Annotated in this window: 19 protein-coding genes and 1 tRNA gene; 7 read left to right on the plus strand and 13 right to left on the minus strand. The window is 70.5% G+C overall.

Translation table 11 applies throughout. From position 1 onward, the window contains the following. From ACFWP5_RS44605 to ACFWP5_RS44630, 6 genes are all read right to left on the minus strand, one after another. On the minus strand, window positions 1-300 hold a 300-nt coding region (locus ACFWP5_RS44605), incomplete at its 3' end, for a PTS sugar transporter subunit IIA (protein ID WP_384170638.1). 238 nt (window positions 301-538) lie between these two features. Further along, on the minus strand, window positions 539-1,486 hold the full coding sequence (gene pfkB, locus ACFWP5_RS44610; protein ID WP_384170640.1) for a 1-phosphofructokinase: 948 nt from the start codon (window positions 1,484-1,486) through the stop codon (window positions 539-541). Continuing rightward, window positions 1,483-2,244 carry a DeoR/GlpR family DNA-binding transcription regulator gene (locus ACFWP5_RS44615; protein WP_384170642.1) on the minus strand — a complete coding sequence of 254 codons (762 nt, stop codon included), beginning with the start codon at window positions 2,242-2,244 and terminating at the stop codon, window positions 1,483-1,485. Before ACFWP5_RS44615 ends, pfkB begins: the two co-directional genes overlap by 4 nt. A 142-nt stretch (window positions 2,245-2,386) precedes the next feature. Beyond that, on the minus strand, window positions 2,387-2,872 hold the full coding sequence (locus ACFWP5_RS44620; RefSeq protein WP_384170645.1) for a hypothetical protein: 486 nt from the start codon (window positions 2,870-2,872) through the stop codon (window positions 2,387-2,389). 81 nt (window positions 2,873-2,953) lie between these two features. Further along, window positions 2,954-3,685 (minus strand): Crp/Fnr family transcriptional regulator, encoded by a 732-nt coding sequence (locus ACFWP5_RS44625; protein ID WP_384170647.1) that lies wholly within the window; start codon window positions 3,683-3,685, stop codon window positions 2,954-2,956. Between the two features lie 1,430 nt (window positions 3,686-5,115). Continuing rightward, window positions 5,116-6,648, minus strand: a complete 1,533-nt coding sequence (locus tag ACFWP5_RS44630) for an MFS transporter (protein ID WP_384170649.1) — start codon at window positions 6,646-6,648, stop codon at window positions 5,116-5,118. 96 nt (window positions 6,649-6,744) lie between these two features. On the opposite strand from ACFWP5_RS44630, the gene ACFWP5_RS44635 reads away from it, so the two are divergent. Beyond that, window positions 6,745-7,725: a helix-turn-helix transcriptional regulator gene (locus ACFWP5_RS44635; protein WP_384170651.1), complete on the plus strand. Its 981-nt coding sequence runs from the start codon at window positions 6,745-6,747 to the stop codon at window positions 7,723-7,725. A 60-nt stretch (window positions 7,726-7,785) separates the two neighbouring features. Here ACFWP5_RS44635 and ACFWP5_RS44640 read toward each other — a convergent pair whose 3' ends face one another. Together ACFWP5_RS44640 and ACFWP5_RS44645 are read right to left on the minus strand one after the other, a co-directional pair. Beyond that, window positions 7,786-8,508 (minus strand): TetR/AcrR family transcriptional regulator, encoded by a 723-nt coding sequence (locus ACFWP5_RS44640; RefSeq protein ID WP_384170653.1) that lies wholly within the window; start codon window positions 8,506-8,508, stop codon window positions 7,786-7,788. Between the two features lie 506 nt (window positions 8,509-9,014). Further along, complete coding sequence (locus ACFWP5_RS44645; RefSeq protein WP_327403364.1) at window positions 9,015-10,013, minus strand: sigma-70 family RNA polymerase sigma factor; 999 nt, start codon at window positions 10,011-10,013, stop codon at window positions 9,015-9,017. Window positions 10,014-10,214: 201 nt separating this feature from the next. Between ACFWP5_RS44645 and ACFWP5_RS44650 the strand changes: the two genes are divergently transcribed. Continuing rightward, entirely contained in the window at window positions 10,215-10,745 is a 531-nt protein-coding gene (locus ACFWP5_RS44650) for a GNAT family N-acetyltransferase (protein ID WP_384170656.1), read from the plus strand. 5 nt (window positions 10,746-10,750) lie between these two features. Here ACFWP5_RS44650 and ACFWP5_RS44655 read toward each other — a convergent pair whose 3' ends face one another. Then, a complete protein-coding gene (locus ACFWP5_RS44655) occupies window positions 10,751-11,554 on the minus strand; it encodes a dioxygenase (protein ID WP_384170658.1) in 804 nt (267 codons plus the stop codon). A gap of 125 nt (window positions 11,555-11,679) precedes the next feature. On the opposite strand from ACFWP5_RS44655, the gene ACFWP5_RS44660 reads away from it, so the two are divergent. Further along, window positions 11,680-12,207: a MarR family winged helix-turn-helix transcriptional regulator gene (locus ACFWP5_RS44660; protein WP_384170660.1), complete on the plus strand. Its 528-nt coding sequence runs from the start codon at window positions 11,680-11,682 to the stop codon at window positions 12,205-12,207. 112 nt (window positions 12,208-12,319) lie between these two features. Here the strand turns inward: ACFWP5_RS44660 and ACFWP5_RS44665 are convergent, their stop codons facing one another. Then, on the minus strand, window positions 12,320-13,882 hold the full coding sequence (locus ACFWP5_RS44665; protein ID WP_384170662.1) for an MFS transporter: 1,563 nt from the start codon (window positions 13,880-13,882) through the stop codon (window positions 12,320-12,322). A 164-nt stretch (window positions 13,883-14,046) separates the two neighbouring features. Continuing rightward, on the minus strand, window positions 14,047-14,691 hold the full coding sequence (locus ACFWP5_RS44670) for a TetR/AcrR family transcriptional regulator (protein WP_384170664.1): 645 nt from the start codon (window positions 14,689-14,691) through the stop codon (window positions 14,047-14,049). Between the two features lie 314 nt (window positions 14,692-15,005). Here ACFWP5_RS44670 and ACFWP5_RS44675 point away from each other — a divergent pair, with 314 nt between their 5' ends. Both ACFWP5_RS44675 and ACFWP5_RS44680 read left to right on the plus strand, forming a co-directional pair. After that, entirely contained in the window at window positions 15,006-16,334 is a 1,329-nt protein-coding gene (locus ACFWP5_RS44675) for a M6 family metalloprotease domain-containing protein (protein ID WP_384170666.1), read from the plus strand. Window positions 16,335-16,537: 203 nt separating this feature from the next. After that, a complete protein-coding gene (locus ACFWP5_RS44680) occupies window positions 16,538-18,208 on the plus strand; it encodes an IclR family transcriptional regulator C-terminal domain-containing protein (RefSeq protein WP_384170668.1) in 1,671 nt (556 codons plus the stop codon). A gap of 21 nt (window positions 18,209-18,229) precedes the next feature. Here ACFWP5_RS44680 and ACFWP5_RS44685 read toward each other — a convergent pair whose 3' ends face one another. Further along, complete coding sequence (locus tag ACFWP5_RS44685) at window positions 18,230-19,258, minus strand: CU044_5270 family protein (protein ID WP_384170670.1); 1,029 nt, start codon at window positions 19,256-19,258, stop codon at window positions 18,230-18,232. Then, the gene (locus ACFWP5_RS44690) at window positions 19,255-19,908 is read right to left on the minus strand and encodes an RNA polymerase sigma factor (protein ID WP_384170672.1); all 654 of its coding nucleotides are present in this window, start codon (window positions 19,906-19,908) and stop codon (window positions 19,255-19,257) included. The genes ACFWP5_RS44685 and ACFWP5_RS44690 overlap by 4 nt, the downstream gene beginning before the upstream one ends. 144 nt (window positions 19,909-20,052) lie before the next feature. On the opposite strand from ACFWP5_RS44690, the gene ACFWP5_RS44695 reads away from it, so the two are divergent. Together ACFWP5_RS44695 and ACFWP5_RS44700 are read left to right on the plus strand one after the other, a co-directional pair. Then, a complete protein-coding gene (locus tag ACFWP5_RS44695; protein WP_384170674.1) occupies window positions 20,053-22,185 on the plus strand; it encodes an acyltransferase family protein in 2,133 nt (710 codons plus the stop codon). 194 nt (window positions 22,186-22,379) lie between these two features. Further along, window positions 22,380-22,452 (plus strand) — tRNA-Arg (locus ACFWP5_RS44700). The last annotated feature ends 52 nt before the right edge of the window (window positions 22,453-22,504 follow it).

Below are 22,504 nucleotides of genomic sequence, written 5' to 3' on the forward strand. Positions count from 1 at the left end.
AGAGACCCTGGAGGAAGCGGAGCGTGACGCACTCCTGCTGCTGCGGGTTGAGCCGGCGCTGCGCCCGAAGGCGAGCGACGGCTCGGTGACGTACTCGCTGCGGCAGTGCGGGATGCCGATGCCGCCGTCCAGGCCGGTCGGCATCTGCGCCTCGCGGGCGGCCACGTCGGCGAGGAAGCCGTCGAGGTCGGTGACCCGGCCCTGGGCGACCATGCGCTCGGCGAGGGCACGTGCCGCCGCCTCTTTGGTATCGGCGGACAGGTCGAGATCGACCAGGTCCGCGGTGATCATCTCGCTCATCGCGGGCTCCTTCGCACGCGTATCGCCCGGGGACTGCCGTGGGCGGGGGTGGGGACTGGGGTGAAGCGGGATATGTCGCGGGGAGTGGAGGTGGTGGAGGCGGGGCCGGGGAAACTCCGCCTCCACCGGGCGACAGGGCGGCTCGGGATGCCCCGCCTCCCTTCGGCCGCGGCGGGTAACGGGGCGTTCCGCCGCTTCATGGCCGGTCCCGTGGGTGATGCGATCGGTACGAGGTACGTCATGACACGGGCTCCGTCAGGACGCGGTCCACCGGGACGTCCGCCGTGACCGTCACCGCGGCCGGGTCCAGGTCGGCCGGGGTGGGCATCACGCTGCCGGGGAGCTGGACGGCCGCCGCGCCGTGGGCGACCGCCGAGGCCAGGGCCTCCGGGCCGCTGCCGCCGGCGATCAGGAAGCCGGCCAGCGAGGAGTCCCCCGCACCGACATTGCTGCGTACGACGTCGACGCGCGCGCTGCCGTACCAGGCACCGGAGGCGTCCACCAGCAACTGCCCGTCCGCGCCCAGGCTGGCGAGTACGGCGCCGGCGCCCAACTCCCTTAGTTCTTCGGCCGCTTTGACCGCGTCGCCGACGGTGGCGAGGGGGCGGGAGACGGCCTCCGCGAGTTCCTCGGCGTTGGGCTTGACGACGTCGGGGCGTTCGCGCAGGGCCTCGATGAGCGCGGGGCCGGAGGTGTCCAGGGCGATGCGGACGCCGACGGCGTGGGCGCGGGCGACCAACTCGGCGTACCAGGACGGCGCGAGGCCGCGCGGGAGGCTGCCGCAGCAGGCGATCCAGTCGGCGTCGCGGGACTGCTGCCGGACGGTCTCCAGGAGCAACTCCTGTTCGGCGGCGGTCAGTTCGGGGCCGGGTGCGTTGATCTTCGTGAGGACGCCGTCCGCCTCGGCGAGGGCGATGTTCGAGCGGGTGGCCCCGGCGACCGGGACCGGCGCGACCTCGATGCCCTGCGCGTCCAGCAGGTCCGCGACCAGCGCGCCAGGAGCGCCGCCGAGCGGTAGGACGGCGACGGTACGGCGCCCCGCGGCGGCGACCGCGCGGGAGACGTTGACGCCCTTGCCGCCCGGGTCCATGCGCTCGCCGGTGGCCCGTATGACCTCGCCGCGGTCGAGCGAGGGGACCTCATAAGTGCGGTCGAGGGACGGGTTCGGGGTGACCGTGAGGATCATGCGCGCACTACTTCCATGCCGCCGCGCTCCATGGCGGTGGCGTCTTCCGGGCTCAGCCCGATGTCGGAGATCAGGAGGTCCACATCGCTCAGGGAGCCGAAGCGGGCGAAGTGCTCCTGGCCGTGCTTGGCGGAGTCGGCGAGCAGCACCACACGGCGGGCGGCGGCGATCGCCGCGCGCTTGACCGCGGCCTCGGCGAGGTCGGGGGTGGTCAGGCCGTGCTCGGCGGAGAAGCCGTTGGCCGCGACGAACACGACGTCGGCGCGGATCTCGCTGTACGCCCGCAGCGCCCAGGCATCGACGGCGGCGCGCGTACGGTGCCGCACGCGTCCCCCGACGAGGTGGAGCTGCATGCCCGGGTGGTCCGCGAGGCGGGCCGCGATGGGCAGCGAGTGCGTGACGACGGTGAGCTCGGCCTCCAGCGGGATGATGCCCGCGAGGCGGGCCACCGTCGTACCGGCGTCGAGGATCACCGTGCCCTGCGTCGGCAGCTCGGCGAGAGCCGCCTTGGCGATGCGGTCCTTCTCGTCGGCCGCCGTCGACTCGCGCTCGGCGAGGTCCGGCTCGAAGTCGAGCCGCCCGGCGGGTATGGCACCGCCGTGCACCCGGCGGACGAGTCCCGCGCGGTCGAGGGCCTTCAGATCCCGGCGGATCGTCTCCGCCGTGACCTGGAACTCCTCGGCCAGCGACACCACGTCCACCCGGCCGCCGTCACGGGCCAGCCGGAGGATCTCCTGCTGCCGCTCCGGTGCGTACATGTCCGTTCGCCTCCGACCTGTGCCCGAACTTGTGGATTCGCTCGGAGGCTACGCCCGGATTTCCGGAAAGTAAACAGGTTCGGGCATGAGGTGGACATGAACGGGCAGAGGGATCTTTTCGAGGGTGCCTCGCGGTGCGCTGTCAGCTGTGGCGCAGGTCCTTGATCTTCTTCTCGGCGGCGAGGATGGCGCGCACCAGTTCGCCCCGGGCGGCTTCCTGCCGCATGGCCTGGACGAGCTGGGCGTGGTGCTCCTGGACACCGACACGCACGGCCGCCGGGTCGGGCTCGGGCAGGGCGGTGGCGACATAGTCCTTCACACACTCGACGGCCTTCGTCAGTTCGAGCCGGACGGCCTCGGTGTTGTCGGCTATTCCCTCGATCATGTTGCCGGTCCGGGAGATCTCCGCGAAGTCGTCGGCGACGCAGGGCTTGCGGGTGAGGCCGCACTGGGCCTTGTAGAGGTCGCCGAGCCACTCGGCCGGCTTGTCGAAGTCGGTGTTCGTCTCGTCCTTGCGGCGAATCTTCCGCGTCCAGGCGAAGAGTTGTCTCTGGTGCCGGTAGGACAGCGCGGTGAGGAGAGACCCGAGGAGGGCGGCGGCGGGCACCAGGAGGGCGCTGGTCATCATGCGGTGATCCGTTCGGGGATGGAGCGGGAGCGGGGAGGGGAGGGGAGGGGAGCGGGGAGGGGAACGGTGCGCCGGGCGGGGTCAGGCCGCGGCGGCGAGGTGGCGCAGCGCGTCGACGTCGTGGACGAGGAACTTGCGGTACCGGGCCTCGACGATCCCGTGGTAGCGCAGGGTCCGGAGCGCGTTCTCCGTGGTGGAGACGGCGAGTTGGAGGGCGGCCGCGATGTCCTTCTGGCCCGGGCCGGTGATGGTGGTGGAGCCCCTCCGGGGGTCGGGGGAGCCCGCGGTGTCGGCGAGATGCGCCAGCAGTCTGCTGGTGCGCTCCAGGGGCGGCCGGGTGGTCAGGGTGTAGACGAGTTCGTCGGTGCGGTTGCGGTCCTCAAGGCTGCGCAGGAGCGCGAGCTTGACCTTGGGCCTGCTGCCCAGCAGGACGTTGAAGCGGCGCGCGCGGCAGGGGATGACCACGGTCCTGGTCAGGCACCGGGTGCGGACGGCGGAGTCGGGGCTGATGAGCTTGGCCTCGCCGACCAGTTGGCCACCGCCCCGGAACCGCGTGACGACGGGGGCGCCGTCCCAGTCGCCGAGCGGGAAGCGGTCCTGTCGTACGACGCCGTCCCAGATGACGTACACGTTCCGGTCGTCCCGCCCCATCGGCAGGTACTCGTCCTGGGCGAAGCTGCGGCCGCGCAGATCGTCCTGCAACAGAAAGCGCCAGTCGTCGGCCGACAGGCGCCGCAGGAAGCTCCCCTCAGGCTTTTTCTCGTGGTCCAGGAGAAGGTCGGTCGGGCGGTTGGGGTCCACGGCCGGGGGCACGCTCACTCCCCCGCGCCGACGGCCGTGGTGGCGCGCGCACCGGCGTACACGCCCTGGGGTGGGCGATGGTGACGAGGGGGCACGAGTAGGGCGCCGCGGGGGTGGCGGCACGGCGGCGGGAATACGCCGTCGTCGTTGACGGTACGCATCGAGTCCGATCCTTGTGTGTTCACGCTTGGGAATCCCGCTGGTCAGCGAGATTCCGGGTGGTGGGCCCGGAGCGTTCCGGGAGGTGCGGCACCGCCCGACTGGTGTGGGCCGGGCGGGTGGAAACGGCGCGAGAGAAACGGTACCCCTCGCCGCGAGTGAGGAGCCAGTCATGTTTTCGAGGGCGCCCGCACAGAATGTTGATCATGCTCGAAACCCCTGATCATGGGGCTTTATTACAGAAGATCACGAGTAATTGGTACGGGAAATCAGCCACCTTTAGGCAATTGCCGATCGGGGCAGTCCCGGTTATCCGCCCGCCCCTCCGGAGGTGCTACGGCACTCTTCCCGGGTGGCCGGCATATGGCGGCCGAACGAACCGGCGGCAAAAAACGAGAGGCCCCGGGGCACCACCCCCAGGACCTCCCGGAATGGTCCGGGCCCACCAGGGATCAGACCGGTGCCCAGTAAACACCACCGATGCCGTTTGGGTCACTCCCCGCCCGCCGACAACGAGGCCCCAGTGGCGGATAGTCGCGCGAAAACCCCGGCAGCGGGGGTTGTCACCGACAGCACACCTCTCCGTACACGCCGTCGGGACGCCCCACCCACCCGAACCTTTTGCCCCCTTTGCACAAACGAGAGCGAGACGCCCCGACCTCTCACAGTGACGTGACAGCGTTATCACATGACCGGCATCGATCAAGAGTAAACAGATTCGGCCAACACGCCCCCGCCCGACCGAATCTCCTATCGGGCGACAGCGCGCCCCGGAAAACCGACGGAGCGGACCGTTCCGGCCCGCTCGATTAACCGGCCGCTACCGCAGCGATTTCTTTTCGAGGGGTAATTCAGGCCGGCAGACAATGCGGCGAATCCGGGGCGGCGGACGGAATCCTGAACGGAAATCAATACTTCGCCGCCGCACATCGTAAAGGTCGACTAATGAATAAGGACACTGCCCTCGGCGCCGCGCCCACACCCCCCCTCACGCGCGCCCGGCCCGCCCGTCCCGCCTTCAACTCACGGCCTGTCAGTTTTCTTGCGGCGCAGGAGAGTTGGGCGCCCGAGACACCCGAAGTCGGCGTGTTCCCCACAGAACCGATCATTCAGGTACGTAGTACGGCGTTCGGTCCGCAGTACGCCGCCGGACCACCCGCCGGACCACCCCGCGTACGCCTCCCCCCGCACACCGGCGTACGCCATCGTCCGACGGTTTGCGTCGAGCGCCCCGCCCCCGTACTGCCTCGGGGCGGGGCGCACTCCTGCGGTGCCGAACCGCGTCAACTCCCGCTCGGCTCAACCTCCTTGGCCGCCTGCGCCGCCGCCTGCGCCGCCACCTGCCCGGCCCCCCGCCCCGGCAGCGCGAACATCAGCAGGAAGATCACGCCCATCACCCCGGCCACCCAACCCAGCGCGTTCTGGAAGGCGTTCACGAAGGCCGGGCCCACCTGGGCCGGGGTCAGCCGGTCGCCGATCGTGCCGAAGAAGACCACCGACACCAGCCCGAGCCCCAGCGCGTTGCCCATCTGCTGAACGGTGTTGATGAGTCCGGACGCCGAACCCGCGTGCTCGCGCGGCACCTCGGAGAGGATCGTGTCGGTCAGCGGGGCGAAGATCAGACCCATGCCGGCGCCCATCACGACGAGCGGCAGCGCCATCTGCCAGGAGGCGATGGCCAGTTCGTACCGGTCGGACTCCCAGAGGTAGAGCAGCACGCCCACCACCATCACCAGCGCGCCGGCCTGGAGCACATTGCGTCCGCCGAGGCGCGGCACCAGTTTCTGCACGGACATCCCGGCCGCCACGGAGACGGCGATCGAGAACGGTACGCCGGTCAGCCCGGCCCGCAGCGGGCTCCAGCCCAGCCCGATCTGCATGTACAGCGTCCAGACGAGGAAGAAGATGCCGAGTCCGATGCCGAAGACCGTCTGCACGGCGATACCGGCCGCGAAGCTCTTCACCTCGAACAGCGACAGCTCGACGAGCGGCGAACCGTCCCGCGCCGCCTTCCGCTTCTCGTACGCCACCAGCGCGACGAAGACCCCGATCGAGCCGGACATCGACACGAACCCCCAGGCGGGCCAGCCCAGTTCGTCGCCCCGGGTGAGGGGATAGAGCAGCATCAGCAGGCCGAGGGTGACCAGGGCGACGCCGACGAGGTCCAGCTTCAGCGCGCGCGGAGCCTTGGACTCGGTGATGAAACGACGGCCCAGGATCAGGCCCGCGATACCGACCGGCAGGTTGATCAGGAAGATCGGGCGCCATTCGAGGCCGAAGAGGTTCCACTCGGTGAGCAGGGCGCCGAGCAGCGGACCGGAGACCGCGCCCAGGCCGACGATCGCGCCGAACAGCCCGAACACCTTGCCCCGCTCGTGCGCCGGGAAGGTGGCGTGCACGATCGACAGCACCTGCGGCACCATCATCGCCGCCATCCCGCCCTGCAGGATGCGCGAGGCGACCAGCATCTCCGGGTTCGCGGCGAAGCCGCACAGGGCCGACGCGAGCGTGAAGCCGCCGATCCCGACGAGGAACAGCCGCTTGCGGCCGTGGATGTCACCGAGCCGCCCGCCGGTGATCAGCCCGGCGGCGAAGGCGAGCGCGTAACCGGCCGTTATCCACTGGATCTGGCTGAAGGTGGCGCCCGCGTCCCGCTGGATCGACGGGATCGCGACATTGACGATCGTGACGTCGACGAGGTCCATGAAGGCCGCGGTCATCACGATCGCGAGGGCGAACCAGCGACGACGGTCGCCCGCGGCGGCCACGGGGACCGCGGGAGTCGGGCTGTCCACAAGGGTTTCGGTGGAGGTCATGGCTAGAAGCTACGACCCCATTAGGCCAGATCGTGTCCTAGTTCTACGGCATCCTCGAATCCATGACGACGACCCCATGACAACGACGGAGAGCTCATGACGACGGACACCCCGGCCCGGCTCCTCCAGCTCCTCTCCCTCCTGCAGACGCCCCGCGAGTGGCCCGGCGGCGAGTTGTCCGAGCGGCTCGGGGTGTCCCGGCGCACGGTCCGGCGGGACATCGACCGGCTCCGCGAACTCGGCTACCCCGTGCAGGCGACGCTCGGCTCCGACGGCGGCTACCGGCTCGTCGCGGGCAAGGCGATGCCTCCGCTGGTACTGGACGACGAGGAGGCGGTGGCGATCGCGGTCGGCCTGCGCGCGGGCGCCGGCCACGCGCTGGAGGGCGTGGACGAGGCGTCCGTACGGGCACTGGCCAAACTTGAACAGGTACTGCCTTCGCGCCTACGGCACCGGGTCGCCACACTCCAGGCCGCCACGACCCCGCTGACCAGTGGCGACGGCGCGAGCATCGCCCCCGAGACGCTGACCGTGATGGCCTCGACGGTCGCCGGGCAGGAGCGGCTGCGCTTCGCCTACCGCGCCAAGGACGGCACCGAGTCCCGCCGCCTGACGGAGCCGTACCGCCTCGTCTCGACCGGGCAGCGCTGGTACCTCGTCGCCTACGACCTCGACCGCGAGGACTGGCGGACGTTCCGGGTCGACCGGGTGAGCCAACCCTTCGCCACCGGGGCACGCTTCACCCCGCGCGAGCTGCCCACCGGAAGTGCGGCGGAGTACCTACGGCAGTCGATGCACCGGCGTCAGGAGACCTACGAGTACGCCGTCACCTTCGCCGCCCCCGCCGACGTCGTCGCGACCCGTATCCCGTCCTGGCTCGGCACCCCGGAACCGCTCGACGAACACAGCTGCCGCCTGCGCGCCACGACCGGCGACGCGGTGGACTGGCTGGCCGTACGGCTGGCTATGCTGGGGTGCGAGTTCACGGTGCAGGAGCCGGAGGAACTGGTGCGGTGCGTACGGGAGTTGGGGGAACGGTTGAGTCGGGCGGGGGGCGGGGGCGGACAGCAGGGGTGAGCCTCGGGGTGCGTGAGCCCCTCCGACCTCGGGGCCGCACCCCAAGGCGGCCCGTGCACCTCACGCCATCCCCAACTCCCCCCAGGGAAAGTCCCGCAACGCCCGCAGATTCCGCAGCGCCGGTTCCGCCGGTCCCGCCACCCCGCCCCCGTGCGCCTCCCCGGACGCCCAGCCCTCAACAGCCGTGCGTACGGCGGCACTCGCCACGGCGGCGGCGAAGCGCAGTTCGGGGGAGGTCACGGACGGAACCGGGCCAGCGAGGGTGTCGTCACCCTTGGTGACGCGTTCCACGAGGATCTCGCCCAGGGTGCGTTCCGAGGCCTGGCAGACCTCCGCCCACACCCGGCGCAGGGCGGGGCTGGATTCGGCCATGCCGATCAGGGTGCGGACCCAGGTCCAGGAGTTGATGGAGACGCCCACCCCGGGGGTCAGCGTGTGGCGGACCCCGTGTTCCAGGGCCTCCGGCACCGACAGTGCCGCCGGGGCCGCGCGGACCGCCTCCGCCCAGCGCTGGGCGCCGGCCGCGTAGAGCGGGGCGACGGCCTCTTCCTTGGTGGCGAAGTAGCGGTAGAAGGTGCGGGGTGCGATCCCGGCGCTCTGGGCGATGTCCTCGGCGCGGGTGCCGCGCAACCCGTGTTTCACGAAGAGTCCGGCCGCCGCCCGTGCGATGTCCATCCGGGTCTCGGCCTTGCGCCGCTCGGTCAGCGAGAGCGGTGCGGAGGGGGAGGCGGGGCGGGAATCCGGTGCGGGGGTGGAATCTGGTGCTGGAGTGGGGCTGCTCACATCGGCAGGCTATGCCTCTGTGGCACAATCTGCCATTCGGCGGGCCACCCCGGGGTTCAGGTACGGGGTGCCCCGCCGTCCCAGCGTGCCCGCGTCACACCCGTCCCGCGCGCCCGCGTCACACCCGTCCGCGCGCCCGCACCGAATCCACCCCGCATGCCCGCACCCCGGAGACAACCGGCCCACGAAAAGAACCGGGCCCCGACGCCTGGGGGGTAGGCGCCGAAGCCCGGTTCGGGAGAGTCCCGGCGCCGGGGGGGGTGGTGCGTCGGGACTTGGCTCAGGGGGTCTCGGGGCATGGCCCCGGATCCGAACTCCTGGGCTCGGAAGTCTTGTTCCCAAGGCCCAGCAGCTTGAAGCGGCGTTACACAGCCATGTTCGCGCGGTCTCCCGCCACCAGGCGTACGCGGCGCGGCGCGCACCTCATTCGTACGCGCCCCCGCGTCCACCGGGCCGGAGGCCGGGGGCTCACGCCCCGGCGCAGCTCCCGCCGCGCTCACGGCCGCTTACGCCGCCGCGTCGAAGCCGGTCTGGCTGGCCAGCTTCTTCAGTTCCAGCAGTGCGTGCTTCTCGATCTGGCGGATGCGCTCGCGCGTCAGTCCGTGCTCCTTGCCGACCTCGGTGAGCGTGCGCTCCCGGCCGTCCTCCATGCCGTACCGCATCTTGATGATGGAGGCCGTGCGCTGGTCGAGGCGGCCGATCAGGTCGTCCAGTTCCTCGCTGCGCAGCAGGGTCATGACGGACTGCTCGGGCGAGACCGCGGAGGTGTCCTCCAGGAGGTCGCCGAACTGGGTGTCTCCGTCGTCGTCCACCGACATGTTCAGCGAGACCGGGTCACGGGCCCAGTCCAGGACGTTCGTCACGCGCTCCGGGGTCGACTCCAGCTCGGCGGCGATCTCCGCGTGCTCGGGCTCCCGCCCGTTCTTGCGGTTGAACTCGCGCTGCACCCGGCGGATCCGGCCCAGCTCCTCCACAAGGTGGACGGGCAGGCGGATGGTCCGGGACTGGTCGGCGATGGAGCGGGTGATGGCCTGGCGGATCCACCAGGTCGCGTACGTCGAGAACTTGAAGCCCTTGCGGTAGTCGAACTTCTCGACCGCGCGCACCAGGCCCGCGTTGCCCTCCTGGATCAGGTCGAGCAGGGGAAGGCCGCTACGGGGGTAACGGCGGGCCACGGCCACGACCAGGCGGAGGTTGGAACGGATGAAGACGTCCTTGGCACGCTCCCCTTCGGCGACCAGGGCCTCAAGCTCTGCGCGGGAGGCGTCCGCCTGGGACTTCTCCTCGCCCTCAAGGACCTGGCGCGCGAACACGCCCGCTTCGATGGTCTGCGAAAGCTCGACTTCCTTGGCGGCGTCGAGCAGCGGTGTGCGCGCGATTTCGTCGAGATACATGCCGACCAGGTCGCGGTCGGCGATCTCGCCGCCATGGGCGCGAACACTGCGCGCCACGCCGGAGGTCTCGCCGGAGGCGGACTTACGACGGGCGACGGCACGGGTTGCCATGCGTGCTCCCTTGCGAATGGGGGTCCCCCCAGGCCCTTTGGCACTGGGGGAGGGTCAGCAGGTGTTCGTCTGATGCCTTGGCACTCTTCTCGTGTGCCCTGCATCTGATGGAAACAACGACTGGAATCCGGACAGAATTCCCAACCCGCTCCCCTATTTTTCTGATCTTGCAGTACCCTGTCCGGCCACGAGGGGGTAACGATGTCGTCGGAACGTACAGAGGTGCAGGTCAGGCCAGGAGTCGAGAGTGACCTCGACTACCTCACGGACATCTACAACCACTACGTACGCGAGACGCCGATCACCTTTGACACCGCCGCCTTCTCTCCGGAGGAGCGCCGCCCTTGGCTGCTCTCCCACCCTGAAGACGGGCCATACCGCCTGATGGTTGCCACGGACGGGGCACTCCAAGCGAACTCACAGCGAATCCTCGGCTACGCCACATCCAGCCCTTACCGGGTGAAGCCCGCCTATTCGACCTCGGTCGAGGTCACGGTCTACCTCGCCCCGGAGGCGGGCGGCCGCGGCATCGGCACGCTGCTCTACAAGGCCCTGTTCGAGGCCCTGGCGGACGAGGACGTGCATCGGGCGTACGCGGGCATCGCACAGCCCAACGAAGCGTCCACGCGGCTGCATGAACGCTTCGGGTTCCGGTACATCGGCACCCACCGGGAGGTGGGCCGCAAGTTCGGCCGTTACTGGGATGTCGCCTGGTACGAGAAGGACCTGTAAGAGCGTCAGCCGAACTGCACCGACCGCTTCGCCATCCCCATCCAGAACCCGTCGATCACGGACGGGTTCACGGACTCCCGCGTGTCCAGCTCGCCGCCCGCCTCCGCCGCGCCCATGGCGACGAACAGCGGGGCGAAGTGCTCGGTGCGCGGATGGGCGTAGCGCCCGGCCGGGGCCTTGTGGAGGAAGTCCAGCAGGCCGTCCCAGTCGCGGGACTCCAGCGCGCGCCGGCCCCAGTCGTCGAACTCGGAGGACCAGGTGGGCACTCCCCCGCCGGTGTGGCGCAGCGCGGCGAGGTTGTGGGTGAAGAAGCCGGAGCCGACGATCAGGACGCCCTCGTCGCGCAGAGGGGCGAGCTTGCGTCCGATGTCCATCAGCTTCGCCGGGTCGAGGGTCGGCATCGACACCTGGAGGACCGGGATGTCGGCGGCCGGGAACATCTCGACGAGCGGGACGTACGCCCCGTGGTCGAGGCCGCGGTCCGGGACGTCCTGCACGGGGATGCCCGGGGCGCGCAGCAACTTCCGTACGGACTCGGCGAGTTCGGGGGCGCCCGGGGCGTCGTAGCGGACCTGGTAGTAGTGGTCGGGGAAGCCCCAGAAGTCGTAGACCAGGGGGACCGGGTCGGTGGCGCCGAGGGCGAGGGGGGCCTCCTCCCAGTGGGCGGAGACCATGAGGATCGCCTTGGGGCGGGGGAGGCCGGCGGACCAGGCGGCGAGTTCGCCGGGCCAGATCGGGTCGTCCGCGAGGGGCGGCGCGCCGTGGCTGAGATAGAGGGCGGGCATGCGCTCCGGTGCGGCGGTGGACATGACGGTCACTCCCCAGGGTCGGGCTCTGCGCTGGATCTCTTGTGCTTGAACTCTCAAACTTCCTACGTCAGAGCTTACGCCCCGTTTGTTTAACCTTCAAGGAGAGCTCTCGTACAGTGGAGTGCATGAACACGGCACCCGCACTCGCTGACGCAGCGGCACCCTCCGACGAACCCCGCTGGCTCACCGCCGAGGAGCAGCGTGTCTGGCGTTTCTACATGCACGCCAGCACCCTCCTGGAGGACCATCTGGACCGCCAGCTCCAGCGCGACGCGGGCATGCCGCACATCTACTACGGCCTGCTCGTCCAGCTCGCCGAGGCCCCGCGCCGCCGGCTGCGGATGACCGAGCTGGCCATGAACGCGAAGATCACCCGCTCGCGTCTCTCGCACGCGATCGCGCGCCTGGAGAAGAACGGGTGGGTGCGCCGCGAGGACTGCCCCTCGGACAAGCGCGGCCAGTTCGCGGTGCTGACCGACGAGGGCTACGGCGTGCTCCGCCGCACCGCGCCGGGCCATGTGGCCGCCGTACGGCAGGCGTTGTTCGAGCGGCTGACCCCACAACAGCAGAAGTCCCTCGGCGAGATCATGGAGATCGTCACCGAGGGACTTCAGCCGAACGAAGCGGGTGCGGACCTGCCCTGGCTCCGCTGAGCCGCTCAACTCAGCGGAGAACCAGGGCAGTTCCTGGGAGTCGTACGCACGGGGCGTCCCCTTCCCCGTACGTACGGATGGTGCGAAGGGGGTACGACCGGGCCGGGCGTCGTCAGTGGGCGACGACCGGGATCTTGAACTCCTCCTCGACACCGTCACCGGAGGCGACCGGGTCGGAACCCTGCTTGCCTGCGTTGACGAGGACCGAGACGATCACCGCGGCCGCGACCAGCATGCCGACGGCGAACCAGATGGCGTTGGTGTAGCCGTGCACCTGGCCCTGCAGCGCGACGAGCTGCTGCTGGGTCTTGGAGGTCCCGGCGCCGGCGATGTGGTCCTTGATGTACGCGGTCGTCGCGGACGCGGCGATCGTGTTCAGCAGGGCCGTACCGATCGCGCCGCCCACCTGCTGCGAGGTGTTGACCATCGCGGAGGCGACACCCGCGTCCCGGGGCTCGACGCCCAGGGTGGCCAGGGACATGGCCGGCATGAACGCCGTACCCATGCCGAGACCGAGCAGCATCATCGCGGGCAGGATGATCGAGGCGTACGCCGAGCCGATCTCCAGCTGCGTCATCAGGAGCATGCCGACCGCGGCGACCAGGAAGCCGGGGCCCATCAGGAGACGCGCCGGCAGGCGGGTCATCAGCCGGGTGCCGATCTGGGTGGATCCGACCATCATGCCGACGATCATCGGCATGAAGGCGAAGCCGGTCTTGATCGGCGTGAAGCCCTTCACGACCTGGAGGTAGTAGGTGAGGAAGAGGAACGTGCCGAACATCGCGATGATGGCGATGCCGAGCGAGAGGTAGATACCGCCGCGGTTGCGGTCGGTGACCACGCGCAGCGGCAGCAGCGGGGCCTTGACCTTCGCCTCGACGACGACGAACGAGACCAGCAGGACCGCGGACGCGATGAACAGCGCGACGGTGGAGGAGTCGCCCCAGCCGTTGGACTCGGCGCGGGTGAAGCCGTAGACGAGCGAGACCAGGCCGAGGGTGGAGAGCAGGACACCCGGGATGTCGAGCGGGTTGCGGTTGCGGCCGCCCTCCGGCTCACGGATGACGAAGTACGCGCCGAGCGCGGCGACGATCGCGAACGGGATGTTCACGAAGAACGTCCAGCGCCAGTCCAGGTACTCGGTCAGCACACCGCCGAGGATGAAGCCGACGGCGCCGCCGCCACCGGCGATCGCGCCGTAGATGCCGAACGCCTTGGCGCGCTCCTTGGCGTCCGTGAACATCACGGCGAGCAGGGAGAGCGCGGCGGGCGCGAGCAGTGCGCCGAAGGCGCCCTGGAGGGCCCGGGCGCCGAACATCATCGCGCCGGTGGTGGCGACACCGCCGAGCGCGGACGCGGCGGCGAAGCCGGTCAGACCGACGACGAAGGCGCGCTTGCGCCCCCACAGGTCGGCTATACGGCCGCCGAAGAGGAGGAGTCCACCGAAGGCGAGGGCGTAGGCCGTGACGACCCACTGCCGGTTGCCGTCGGAGATGCCCAGGTCCGTCTGGGCGGACGGCAGGGCGATGTTCACGATGGTCGCGTCCAGCACGACCATCAGCTGGGCCAGCGCGATGAACGCGAGCGCCTTCCAGCGGTTGGAATGGGCTTCGTGCTCGGCGGCCTCGGAGGCCTTGTCGAGAGCGCCTGGGGCGCTTCGAGCTGTTTCAGACATGGTGGTACCCACTTCGGGACTTCGTGACGGAAAAATACGGAAGAAGGACGTGATCGGGGACGGCTCGTCGACAGGACGACTGGTCACCGTTGATCGGTTGCCACAGCGACGAGAGCCGGAAGCTTGTTGGTGATGAGACGGGCGTGAAGCGCCTAACTAATCGGTCAGGGCTGCCGGAGATCCTCCATCGTCGCGGCCGTGCCGGGCAGGACCGAGCGGGCCGGGGCCCGCAGTCCGTCCAGGAACAACTGCAGGTGTCGGTGTACGAAGCGGTCGGCGCTGAGGCAACCGGTGCCGGCCGGCGGCCTGCTGAGCTGGGCCACGGCGACCATCACGTCACCGACACCCACATCGGGGCGGAGCTGCCCGGACCGCCTGGCCCGGTCCATGACCTCGTCGATGAGCTGCTCGACCCGCTCCCGCGCGGCTTCCAGGTCCGGGTGGAACTGGTCGAACGTGCTGGAGATCATCGGGCACAGTGCGCTGATCCGCTCGTCGGCGGAGACGTGTACGAAGCGCTCCAGAGCGGCGAAGGCGTCGCCGGTCTCGGTGAGCGCCTGCTCGGCGGCCTCCGACGTACGGTCCATGACCGAGACCACGACCTCGCGGACGAGGGCGTCGCGGTCGGGGAAGTTGCGGTAGAGCGTGGCGTTGCCGACGCCGGCCCGGCGGGCGATCTCGTCGAGCGGCACATCGGGGCCGAACTCGACGAACATCTCGCGGGCGGCGGTGACGATCCGCTCCCGGTTGCGCAAAGCGTCGGCGCGCGGCCGGGTCACCTTTCGCTGTACGGGGGTCGCGGTCGTCACGGCTTGCTCCTTGGCTTGTTGAGGGCGATCCGGGGAGGGACTCCCCGTTTCACTCGGACACATGGCTAAACGGGGAGACGCTCCCCGGTTATTTCCACCTCCGCGATTGTTTCGATGTGACCTGAGTCACATTCGAGTGGATCTCTGTTTGGATCTCCGCTCGGCGCTTCCCCTCGGCGCCCCGTTCGGCCCCCTACCAGCGAGAAACACACGGTCGGTCTCCTCCAGCGCGCGCCCTCGCGGCACACGACACAGGGTGATCGAAAGGGTGCAGTCGGAGACCGGCGGCTGCCGTTGGCGCGAAGGGTCCCTGCATGCAGCCCAGCCGTCGGATACGCCCGCGCCGCGTGGCCGCCCTCGCGTCCGTGACCGTCCTGACCCTCGCGGTCAGCACCTCTGCCGGTACCGGACACCTCACCCCGGGCGCCATGACGGCGGCGGGCCCGGTCTCACTCGCCCGCACCTCCGCACTCGGCCCCTGCATGATCAACGGCCCCGTCGACGTCCAGATGTCCGAGGGCATCCCCACCCCCGGCGGCTACTCCCGCTCCACCGGCACGGTGCACGCCCTGACCCTGATGGTCGACTTCTCCGACGCCCCCGGCCAGGGCAGCGCCATGGACCGCTACCACGAGTTCTTCCCCAAGACCCAGGAGTGGTTCGCCGCCAGTTCCTACGGCCGCCTCGACTACCGCCCCGAAACCCCGGTCACCCACTGGCTCCGCATGCCCAAGCCCTTCAAGTCCTACGGCATAGAGCGCGGCGCGCCCTTCGACCCCGGGTACCGGCAGTTCGTCCAGGACATCGTGGCCGCGGCGGACCCGACCGTGGACTTCCGCCAGTACGACCTCCTGAACGTCCTGGTCACCCCGAACGCGGGCCCCTCCGCCCTCGACACCGTCCTGTCGGTGACCTTCGCCGGCAACACGGAGGCCCCGGTCGCGGACGGCGTCCCCGTCTCCAACGCCTCCTTCGTCTACTCCCGCCAGGACGACGGCTCCGGCTCCTACTCGCAGACCGGCTACCGCGTCCTCCCCCACGAGAACGGCCACGTCTTCGGCCTGCCCGACCTCTACACCCAGGAGGGCGGGGGCGCGGTCGGCCACTGGGACATCATGAGCGAGGACTGGGGCGCCAACAACGACTTCCTCGGCTGGCACAAGTGGAAGCTCGGCTGGCTGGATCCGTCCCAGGTGGGCTGTGCGATGACCCGGGGGACGACGGAGTACACGCTGAGTCCGCTGGAGCGGGCGGAGGCCACGGGGAGCGGCAGTGGTGCCGGCACCGGTGTCGGCACCGGTGCCGGCGACGCGAAGCTGATCTTCGTCCCGATCGACCGGCGGACGGGCTACGCCCTGGAGTTGCGCACCCGCGAGGGCAACGACGAGGCGGTGTGCCGCCCGGGCATCCTCATCTACAAGGTAGAGGCGGACATCGACACGGGCCTGGGCCCGGTGAAGGTGTACGACGCGCACCGGAACAGCGGAGGCTGCACCCGGAGCCCCAACGTCCACGCGGAACTGTCGGACGCGCCGTTCGGAGTGGGCGAGACCTTCAACGACCCGGGGAAGGGAATCCGGGTCGCGGTCACGGGGGTCGATGCGGCGGGGGACTATCGGGTGACGGTGACTCGGACGCGGTAGGGGGACGGGGGCGGGGGCACAGGTAGGCGGGCAGGCGCGGCAGACATGGCTCAGTAGATGGAGCACCGCTCTCCTGAAGCCGGTGTCGCAGGTTCGGCGGCGGCGAAGGTCTGGCGCCCGGGCCCACCGCAGCGCCGTCGGCGATCCGAGCGTCGGACGCGGGCTTACCGTAGGGCTGCCGAGATCGCCGTACCGGAGAGTCGATGCCCACTGACGCCGCTGACACCACGCTGGCCGACCCCGCCGCCGCCGTGCCCGCCGAGGCGGTCGCCCCGTTGATCCGCGGGGTCGCGGTCCTGCGTCAACTGACCGAGGCGGGCGGCGTGTTGAGCCTCAGCGGGCTCGAACGGGCCACCGGGCTCGCCCGTTCCACGGTCGACCGGATCACCGCGACGCTCGCCCGCATGGGATACGTCCGTCTCGACGGCCGGGACGCGGTTCTCACCCCTCGGGTGATGGAACTGGGCAACGCCTATCTCGCCGCCCTGCGCCTGCCCTCCGTCCTGGACGCCCGCGCGGACGCCCTCGCCGACGAGCTGGACGAGTCGGTGTCGCTGGCAGTGGGCGACCGGGACGGTATCCGCTTCATCCACCAGGCCACCCGCCGCCGCGCGATGTCCCTCAGCTTCCGCATCGGCGACCTGCTGCCGGCCGAACGCACCGCGCCGGGACCGCTGTTCGCGACGGAGTGGACGGACGCGGACTGGCGACGCTGGCGGGAGCGGCGGGCAGCGGATCCGACGGACGAAGGCTTTCCCGCCGTTCCCGTACGGTCGTCGCCCGGGCCCGACTTCGAGCGGTGGGCCGTGCAGGCACGCCAGGACGGCTGGGCGCTGGACGACCAGTTGATCGAACCGGGGCTGGTGGCGGTGTCCGTGCCCGTGCGCGACCCCCGCACCGGCCGGATCGCGTGCGTGGCGAGCGTCGTGAGCCATACGAGCCGGCACACGGCGGAGGATCTGCGGAACTCCCTTCTGCCCAGGCTGCGTTCGGCGGTACGGACGATGGAGGAAGACCTGGCGGAGGATGCGCGCGAGGCTCCGCGGGGCGAGTCCGTCGCCGCCCCCTCCGGACTCGCGACCTGGACGGGCGCGTCCAAGCAGGAACTGGGCCGGGAGTTCGTCGAGTCCCTCGCCCGCGGTCTGACGGTCCTGACGGCGTTCGGCGAGGGCCGCGCCGAACTGACCCTGACGGAGGTCGCCCAGGCGACGGGCCTGGCGCGAGCGACAGCCCGCAGAGCCCTGATCACGTACGAACACCTGGGCCTGGTGACCCCGTCGGGCGACCGCCGCTTCACGCTGACACCCGGGGTGCTGTCCCTCGGCTTCCCACCCCTGTCCCGTACGACCCTCCCCGACCTGGCACTCCCCCACCTCACCGCCCTCGCCTCCCGCATCCACGAGTCGGCGTCCCTGGCGATCCTCGTCGGCGACGACATCCAGTACACGGCCCGGGTCGCGACGAGTCGGGTGATGAGCGTGAACATCGCGGTCGGGACGCGGTTCCCGGCGTACGCGACGGCACTGGGGCGGGTGCTGCTGGCCGACGCACCGCCGAGGGAACACGAGCTGCGCCCCCTGACCCCGCGCACGCTGACCGACCCGGCGGCGCTGGCCGCGGCGCTGGAGACGGTCCGTACGCGGGGATACGCCCTGGTCGACGAGGAGTTGGAGGCGGGGCTGCGTTCGATCGCCGTACCGGTCCGCGACCGTACGGGCCGGGTGGTGGCCGCGCTGAACACGGCGGCCCATGTGACCGGCCGCACGGTCGCGGAGTACGTCCGGGACGTCCTGCCCGAGCTGACGGCGACGGCGGGCGTCATCGAGGCGGACCTACGGGTGGCGGGCCGCTTCACCAGGGTGTCGGCGTCCTGACCCGGGGCCCGGGCTGCTCACTCAGGATGAGCTGACCGGTGCCTCGCCCGTCTTGTCCGTGACGCCAACTCCCAGGAGGGCGGCGTCGGTTGTGCCGAGGTAGACGAGGCTCGACGCGTCGAAGACCCAGGCGTAGCCCTTCGGGGCGCCCTTGAACGTGAGGCCGACGCCCTCCCGGCCCGCCGCGTCCTTGACGTGGTCGACGACGGTCACACCCGAGAGTTTGGCGGTGGCACGGTAGATCGCGGCACTGAGGTCGGGGAGCAGGGTGGCCTCGTCGATGATCGCGCCGAGGTTCTCGGCCACAACTTCCGTGCGGCGGGCCGCCGTTACGTTCCCGGCGTCCCCGGAGAACTTCTTCAGCAGCGCGTCGGGGTCGGTGGGCAGGGCCTGGAGCTGGCGGAAGGTCAGGTATCCGGTTCCCTTCATGTCCATGGTCATCTTCTGGGAGGGGTCGGCGACCGCCACGCCCTTGCGCAGACCGTCCCGCTTGCCGTCCACGGAGTTCCACTGCTCCTGCCGGACGGCCCCGTTGTAGGCCTTCGGCGTGAACGTCCCCTTGTGCTGGGCGAGTTCCTCGGCACTGCTGAAGTCGACGCCCAACTCAGCCGCCGATCCTTGGGACTTGGTGTAGATGTACTGGTCGTCGCCGGCCGTGACCGCCGGGTGGTCGGCCGCCGCCAGGGCGATCCGGTCCAGCAGTTGCGTGGCCTTCTGCTGGTCGGCGGCGGTGACGCCCGCGGCGGTCGTACCGTGCTTGCCGCCCTGCGCGCTGTCGACCGCCACCACACCCAGGCCCACGACGGCGGCCAGGGCCAGCGGCGCGGCGACGAGAACGAGGCGCCGGCGGGCGGGGGACGGACGTGAGGTGGTCGTCGTAGCGGACTGCTCGTGGATGGTCTCGTGCTCGCGGGTGATGTGCTGCATCAGGTGTTCCCTCAGTACGCGGTGGCGGTCCTGAGCGAGCACCGGACGGCCCGGCGCGGGCAGCAACTCGGCCAACTCGTGGTGATCGAGCGGCTGATCGCGTCGTAGCGGGTTGGTGTTCATCGCTTCGTCTCCTGCGTGGACCGAGCCGCCTGGTGGCGGCTACCCGGTGACTGTCCGACCGCGGCCGGGCGTTGCACTTCGCTGTTCTTCAACGTGCCGTTCTCGCGCCGGAGTTCGAGTTCGGTGAGCTTGCGCAGGCGCTTCCTCGCGCGCGAGAGCCGGGCCCGTACGGTGCCGACGGCCACGCCCAGGGCCTCGGCCGCCGTGGCGGCGTCCAGGCCCTCCCACACGCAGAGGGTGAACACCTCGCGCTCCCCGCGGCGCATCGTGCTCAATGCCTTCTGCGCGGCGGCCAGTTCCTCGGTGTCGGCCAGGCGCTGCGTCACCTCGTCGGCGAAGTCCGGCACGGGATCGGGGGGCGGGACTCTGATGAGCGCGGCCTGGTGTCTTCGCGCCGCCCGCGCGGTGTTGCGTGTGACGTTCGTCGCGATCCCCAGCAGCCACGGGCGCAGGCTGTCCTCACCCGGAAGCACGCGCTCGCGCAGTCGCCATGCCTCCAGGAAGGTCAGCGACACGATGTCGTCGGCCGTGCCCCAGTTGCCGGTCATCCGTACGGCATGCCGGTGGACCACGGCGGCGTGCTCGTCGAAGAGGTGCCTGAACGCGTCCGGATCCCCGGCTCGCACACGGGCACGCAGTGAGTTCTCCACACCCTTCCCTGTCCGCCGCCGGGACCGCGCTGCGGTGACCCGCGTCACGTCACGACAGCACCAGCCCCGCACAGCCCCTCGAATTCCGGGAGAAGTGTGGCGCGGGTCACCCGAACTCCCCCTGTCCTGCGGACAGTTCCAGGCATGACGCACACTCCCACGACCGCCGGTCCACCGCGCCACGCGGCGCCGGACCGACGCCCCGGCGGATCACCACCGTACGGGGCCGGCCGCCCCGGCCCTCCGTCGAAGCCGCCACTCCGGCCCGACATCCAGGGCCTGCGCGGCCTGGCCGTCACGCTCGTGGTGCTGGCGCACGCCGGAGTCCCGTACGTCGCCGGCGGTTATGTCGGAGTCGACGTCTTCTTCGTGATCTCCGGATTCCTCATCACCTCGGGCCTGCTCCGCGAGGCCGACCGCTCCGGCTCGCTCTCCCTGCGCCGCTTCTACGCCCGCCGCGCCCTGCGCATCCTCCCGCTGGCGACCCTGGTGTCGCTGGCCACCATCGCCGGCTGCCGGCTCTTCGCCTCGAAGATCCGCTACGCCGAGTTCATGCACGACGCGCTGGCCGGCGCCCTGTACTTCGTGAACGTCGACCTGGCGCGATCGGGCACCGACTATCTCCGCGAGGGAAGCTCGCCGTCGCCCTTCCAGCACCTGTGGTCGCTGTCCGTGGAGGAGCAGTTCTACCTCCTGTGGCCGGTCCTCCTCCTCATCAGCTGGAAGGTGCTCCGACACCGGTGGCTGCGGGCCCTGCCGTTGGGCGCGCTGTGCCTGGTCTCGTACGTCCTGGGTGTCCGGGCAACCCAAACCTCCCCGTCCTGGGCGTACTTCGGCCCGCACACCCGGCTGTGGGAGCTGGGCGTCGGCGCCCTACTGGCCTTCGGCACAGGAGCGTTGGAGCGCGTCCCCCATCAACTGGCCACTTCCGGCATGTGGTTGGGGCTGGCAGGCATCGCCGCGGCAGCGGTCCTGTATGACGCCGACACCCCGTTCCCGGGCCACTTCGCGCTGCTGCCGGTCCTCGGAGCGGCCCTGGTGATCGCGGGCGGCTGCCGCGCCCCATCGGGGTCCATCGGTCTGCGCCCCTTGGCCCGGCTGGGCGACCTGTCGTACGGCTGGTACCTGTGGCACTGGCCGCTACTGATGATCGGCCCCGCGGCCCTGGGCCGCCCCGCCGGACTCCGGCTGAACCTCGCGCTGTGCGCGGTCGCCCTGCTCCTGGCCTGGGCGAGCCTGCGCCTGGTGGAGAACCCGGTCCGGTTCAGCGCGGCGCTGCGCCGCAGACCGACGACGGCGGTGGCCTTGGGCCTCGGCCTGTCCGCGACCGTAGTGTCCGTCGCCCTCGTCTCGACGTCCTTCCCGCCACCGATCAGCTCAACGGCCCGCGCACCCGGCCTGACCGCGACCCTGACGAGGGCACCGAACCCGATGTCCCGCCTGACCACCCTCCTCACCACCTCCACCTCCACAACCGCACTGCCGCGCAACCTGACACCGCAACTCGCCGACATCAAGAAGAAGCGCTCGGCCGTCTACCGCGACAACTGCCACGTCGACTACACCGGCACCCGCTCCCCCGCCTGCGTCTACGGCGACCCCACCGCGACCAAGATCGTCGTCCTCTACGGCGACTCCCATGCAGCCCAGTGGTTTCCGGCGCTGGAACGGCTGAGCCGCCAATACGGCTGGAAACTGGTCTCCCTCACCAAGTCGTCCTGCAAGACCGCCGACATCACGACCATCAACGGCCACGGCCCGTACACCTCGTGCGACACCTGGCGGAAGGACGCGCTGGCACGGATCGCCCGGCTGCACCCGATGCTGGTCCTGGCCTCCTCCTCCGAGGTGGCCACCCCGCTGAAACCGATGAAGAACCCGCGACAGGACTGGACGGCGGGCTACGAGCGCGTCTACGACCGCCTGGTCCGCGCCGCCGACCACGTGGCCGTCCTGCTCGACACCCCGTGGCCGATCGGCGACCCCGTCGAGTGCGCGTCGACCCACCCCCTCAGCCTGCAGAAATGCGAGCCGGACCAACACGACGCGATCAAGAACCCCACCCTCCGCGAGTCCAACCGCCAGGGCGCACACCGAGCCGGAGCCACCGTGATCGACCCCGAGCCCTGGCTCTGCCCCCACTCGGGCCGCTGCCCCGTGGCCGTCGACGACACGTTCGTCTACCGCGACGAGAGCCACATGGCGGAGACCTATGCGGGGGCGCTGGCTCCGGTGCTGGGTCAGGAGCTGCGGAGGCTGGGGTTCGTCGGAGGGTGACCCGGGGTCGGGCCGGCGCGGCCAACCGGCCCTTGTGCACCCTCGACCGATCAGCACCCCCCCATCCCCGTACCCCCCATCCCCGCAACTCGCGTCCGCCCACATCCGCTACCCTGTCCTTGGCCAGTAGTCGGTACGCCGCGTCGTCCGCCCAAACACCAGTGCGGGGGACGGGGCACCACCGCTGACCAGCCGCCTTCGTAGCTCAGGGGATAGAGCACGGCTCTCCTAAAGCCGGTGTCGCAGGTTCGAATCCTGCCGAGGGCACCGCTTGCACAGCAGGTCAGAGTGGGTACGGGCCCCTCGTTCCATTCGAACG

The organism is Streptomyces sp. NPDC058469 (assembly GCF_042721125.1).
In the GTDB taxonomy this organism is placed as follows: Bacteria; Actinomycetota; Actinomycetes; order Streptomycetales; family Streptomycetaceae; genus Streptomyces.

Bases quoted from the DNA above. Each gene is read 5' to 3' on its own strand.
- ACFWP5_RS44675 (WP_384170666.1), top strand. From the start codon at position 15,006: ATGCAGCCCAGCCGTCGGATACGCCCGCGCCGCGTGGCCGCCCTCGCG.
- ACFWP5_RS44655 (WP_384170658.1), bottom strand. From the start codon at position 11,554: ATGTCCACCGCCGCACCGGAGCGCATGCCCGCCCTCTATCTCAGCCAC.
- ACFWP5_RS44695 (WP_384170674.1), top strand. From the start codon at position 20,053: ATGACGCACACTCCCACGACCGCCGGTCCACCGCGCCACGCGGCGCCG.
- ACFWP5_RS44665 (WP_384170662.1), bottom strand. From the start codon at position 13,882: ATGTCTGAAACAGCTCGAAGCGCCCCAGGCGCTCTCGACAAGGCCTCC.
- ACFWP5_RS44645 (WP_327403364.1), bottom strand. From the start codon at position 10,013: ATGGCAACCCGTGCCGTCGCCCGTCGTAAGTCCGCCTCCGGCGAGACC.
- ACFWP5_RS44660 (WP_384170660.1), top strand. From the start codon at position 11,680: ATGAACACGGCACCCGCACTCGCTGACGCAGCGGCACCCTCCGACGAA.
- pfkB (WP_384170640.1), bottom strand. From the start codon at position 1,486: ATGATCCTCACGGTCACCCCGAACCCGTCCCTCGACCGCACTTATGAG.
- ACFWP5_RS44685 (WP_384170670.1), bottom strand. From the start codon at position 19,258: ATGAACACCAACCCGCTACGACGCGATCAGCCGCTCGATCACCACGAG.
- ACFWP5_RS44615 (WP_384170642.1), bottom strand. From the start codon at position 2,244: ATGTACGCACCGGAGCGGCAGCAGGAGATCCTCCGGCTGGCCCGTGAC.
- ACFWP5_RS44680 (WP_384170668.1), top strand. From the start codon at position 16,538: ATGCCCACTGACGCCGCTGACACCACGCTGGCCGACCCCGCCGCCGCC.
- ACFWP5_RS44620 (WP_384170645.1), bottom strand. From the start codon at position 2,872: ATGATGACCAGCGCCCTCCTGGTGCCCGCCGCCGCCCTCCTCGGGTCT.
- ACFWP5_RS44630 (WP_384170649.1), bottom strand. From the start codon at position 6,648: ATGACCTCCACCGAAACCCTTGTGGACAGCCCGACTCCCGCGGTCCCC.
- ACFWP5_RS44635 (WP_384170651.1), top strand. From the start codon at position 6,745: ATGACGACGGACACCCCGGCCCGGCTCCTCCAGCTCCTCTCCCTCCTG.
- ACFWP5_RS44650 (WP_384170656.1), top strand. From the start codon at position 10,215: ATGTCGTCGGAACGTACAGAGGTGCAGGTCAGGCCAGGAGTCGAGAGT.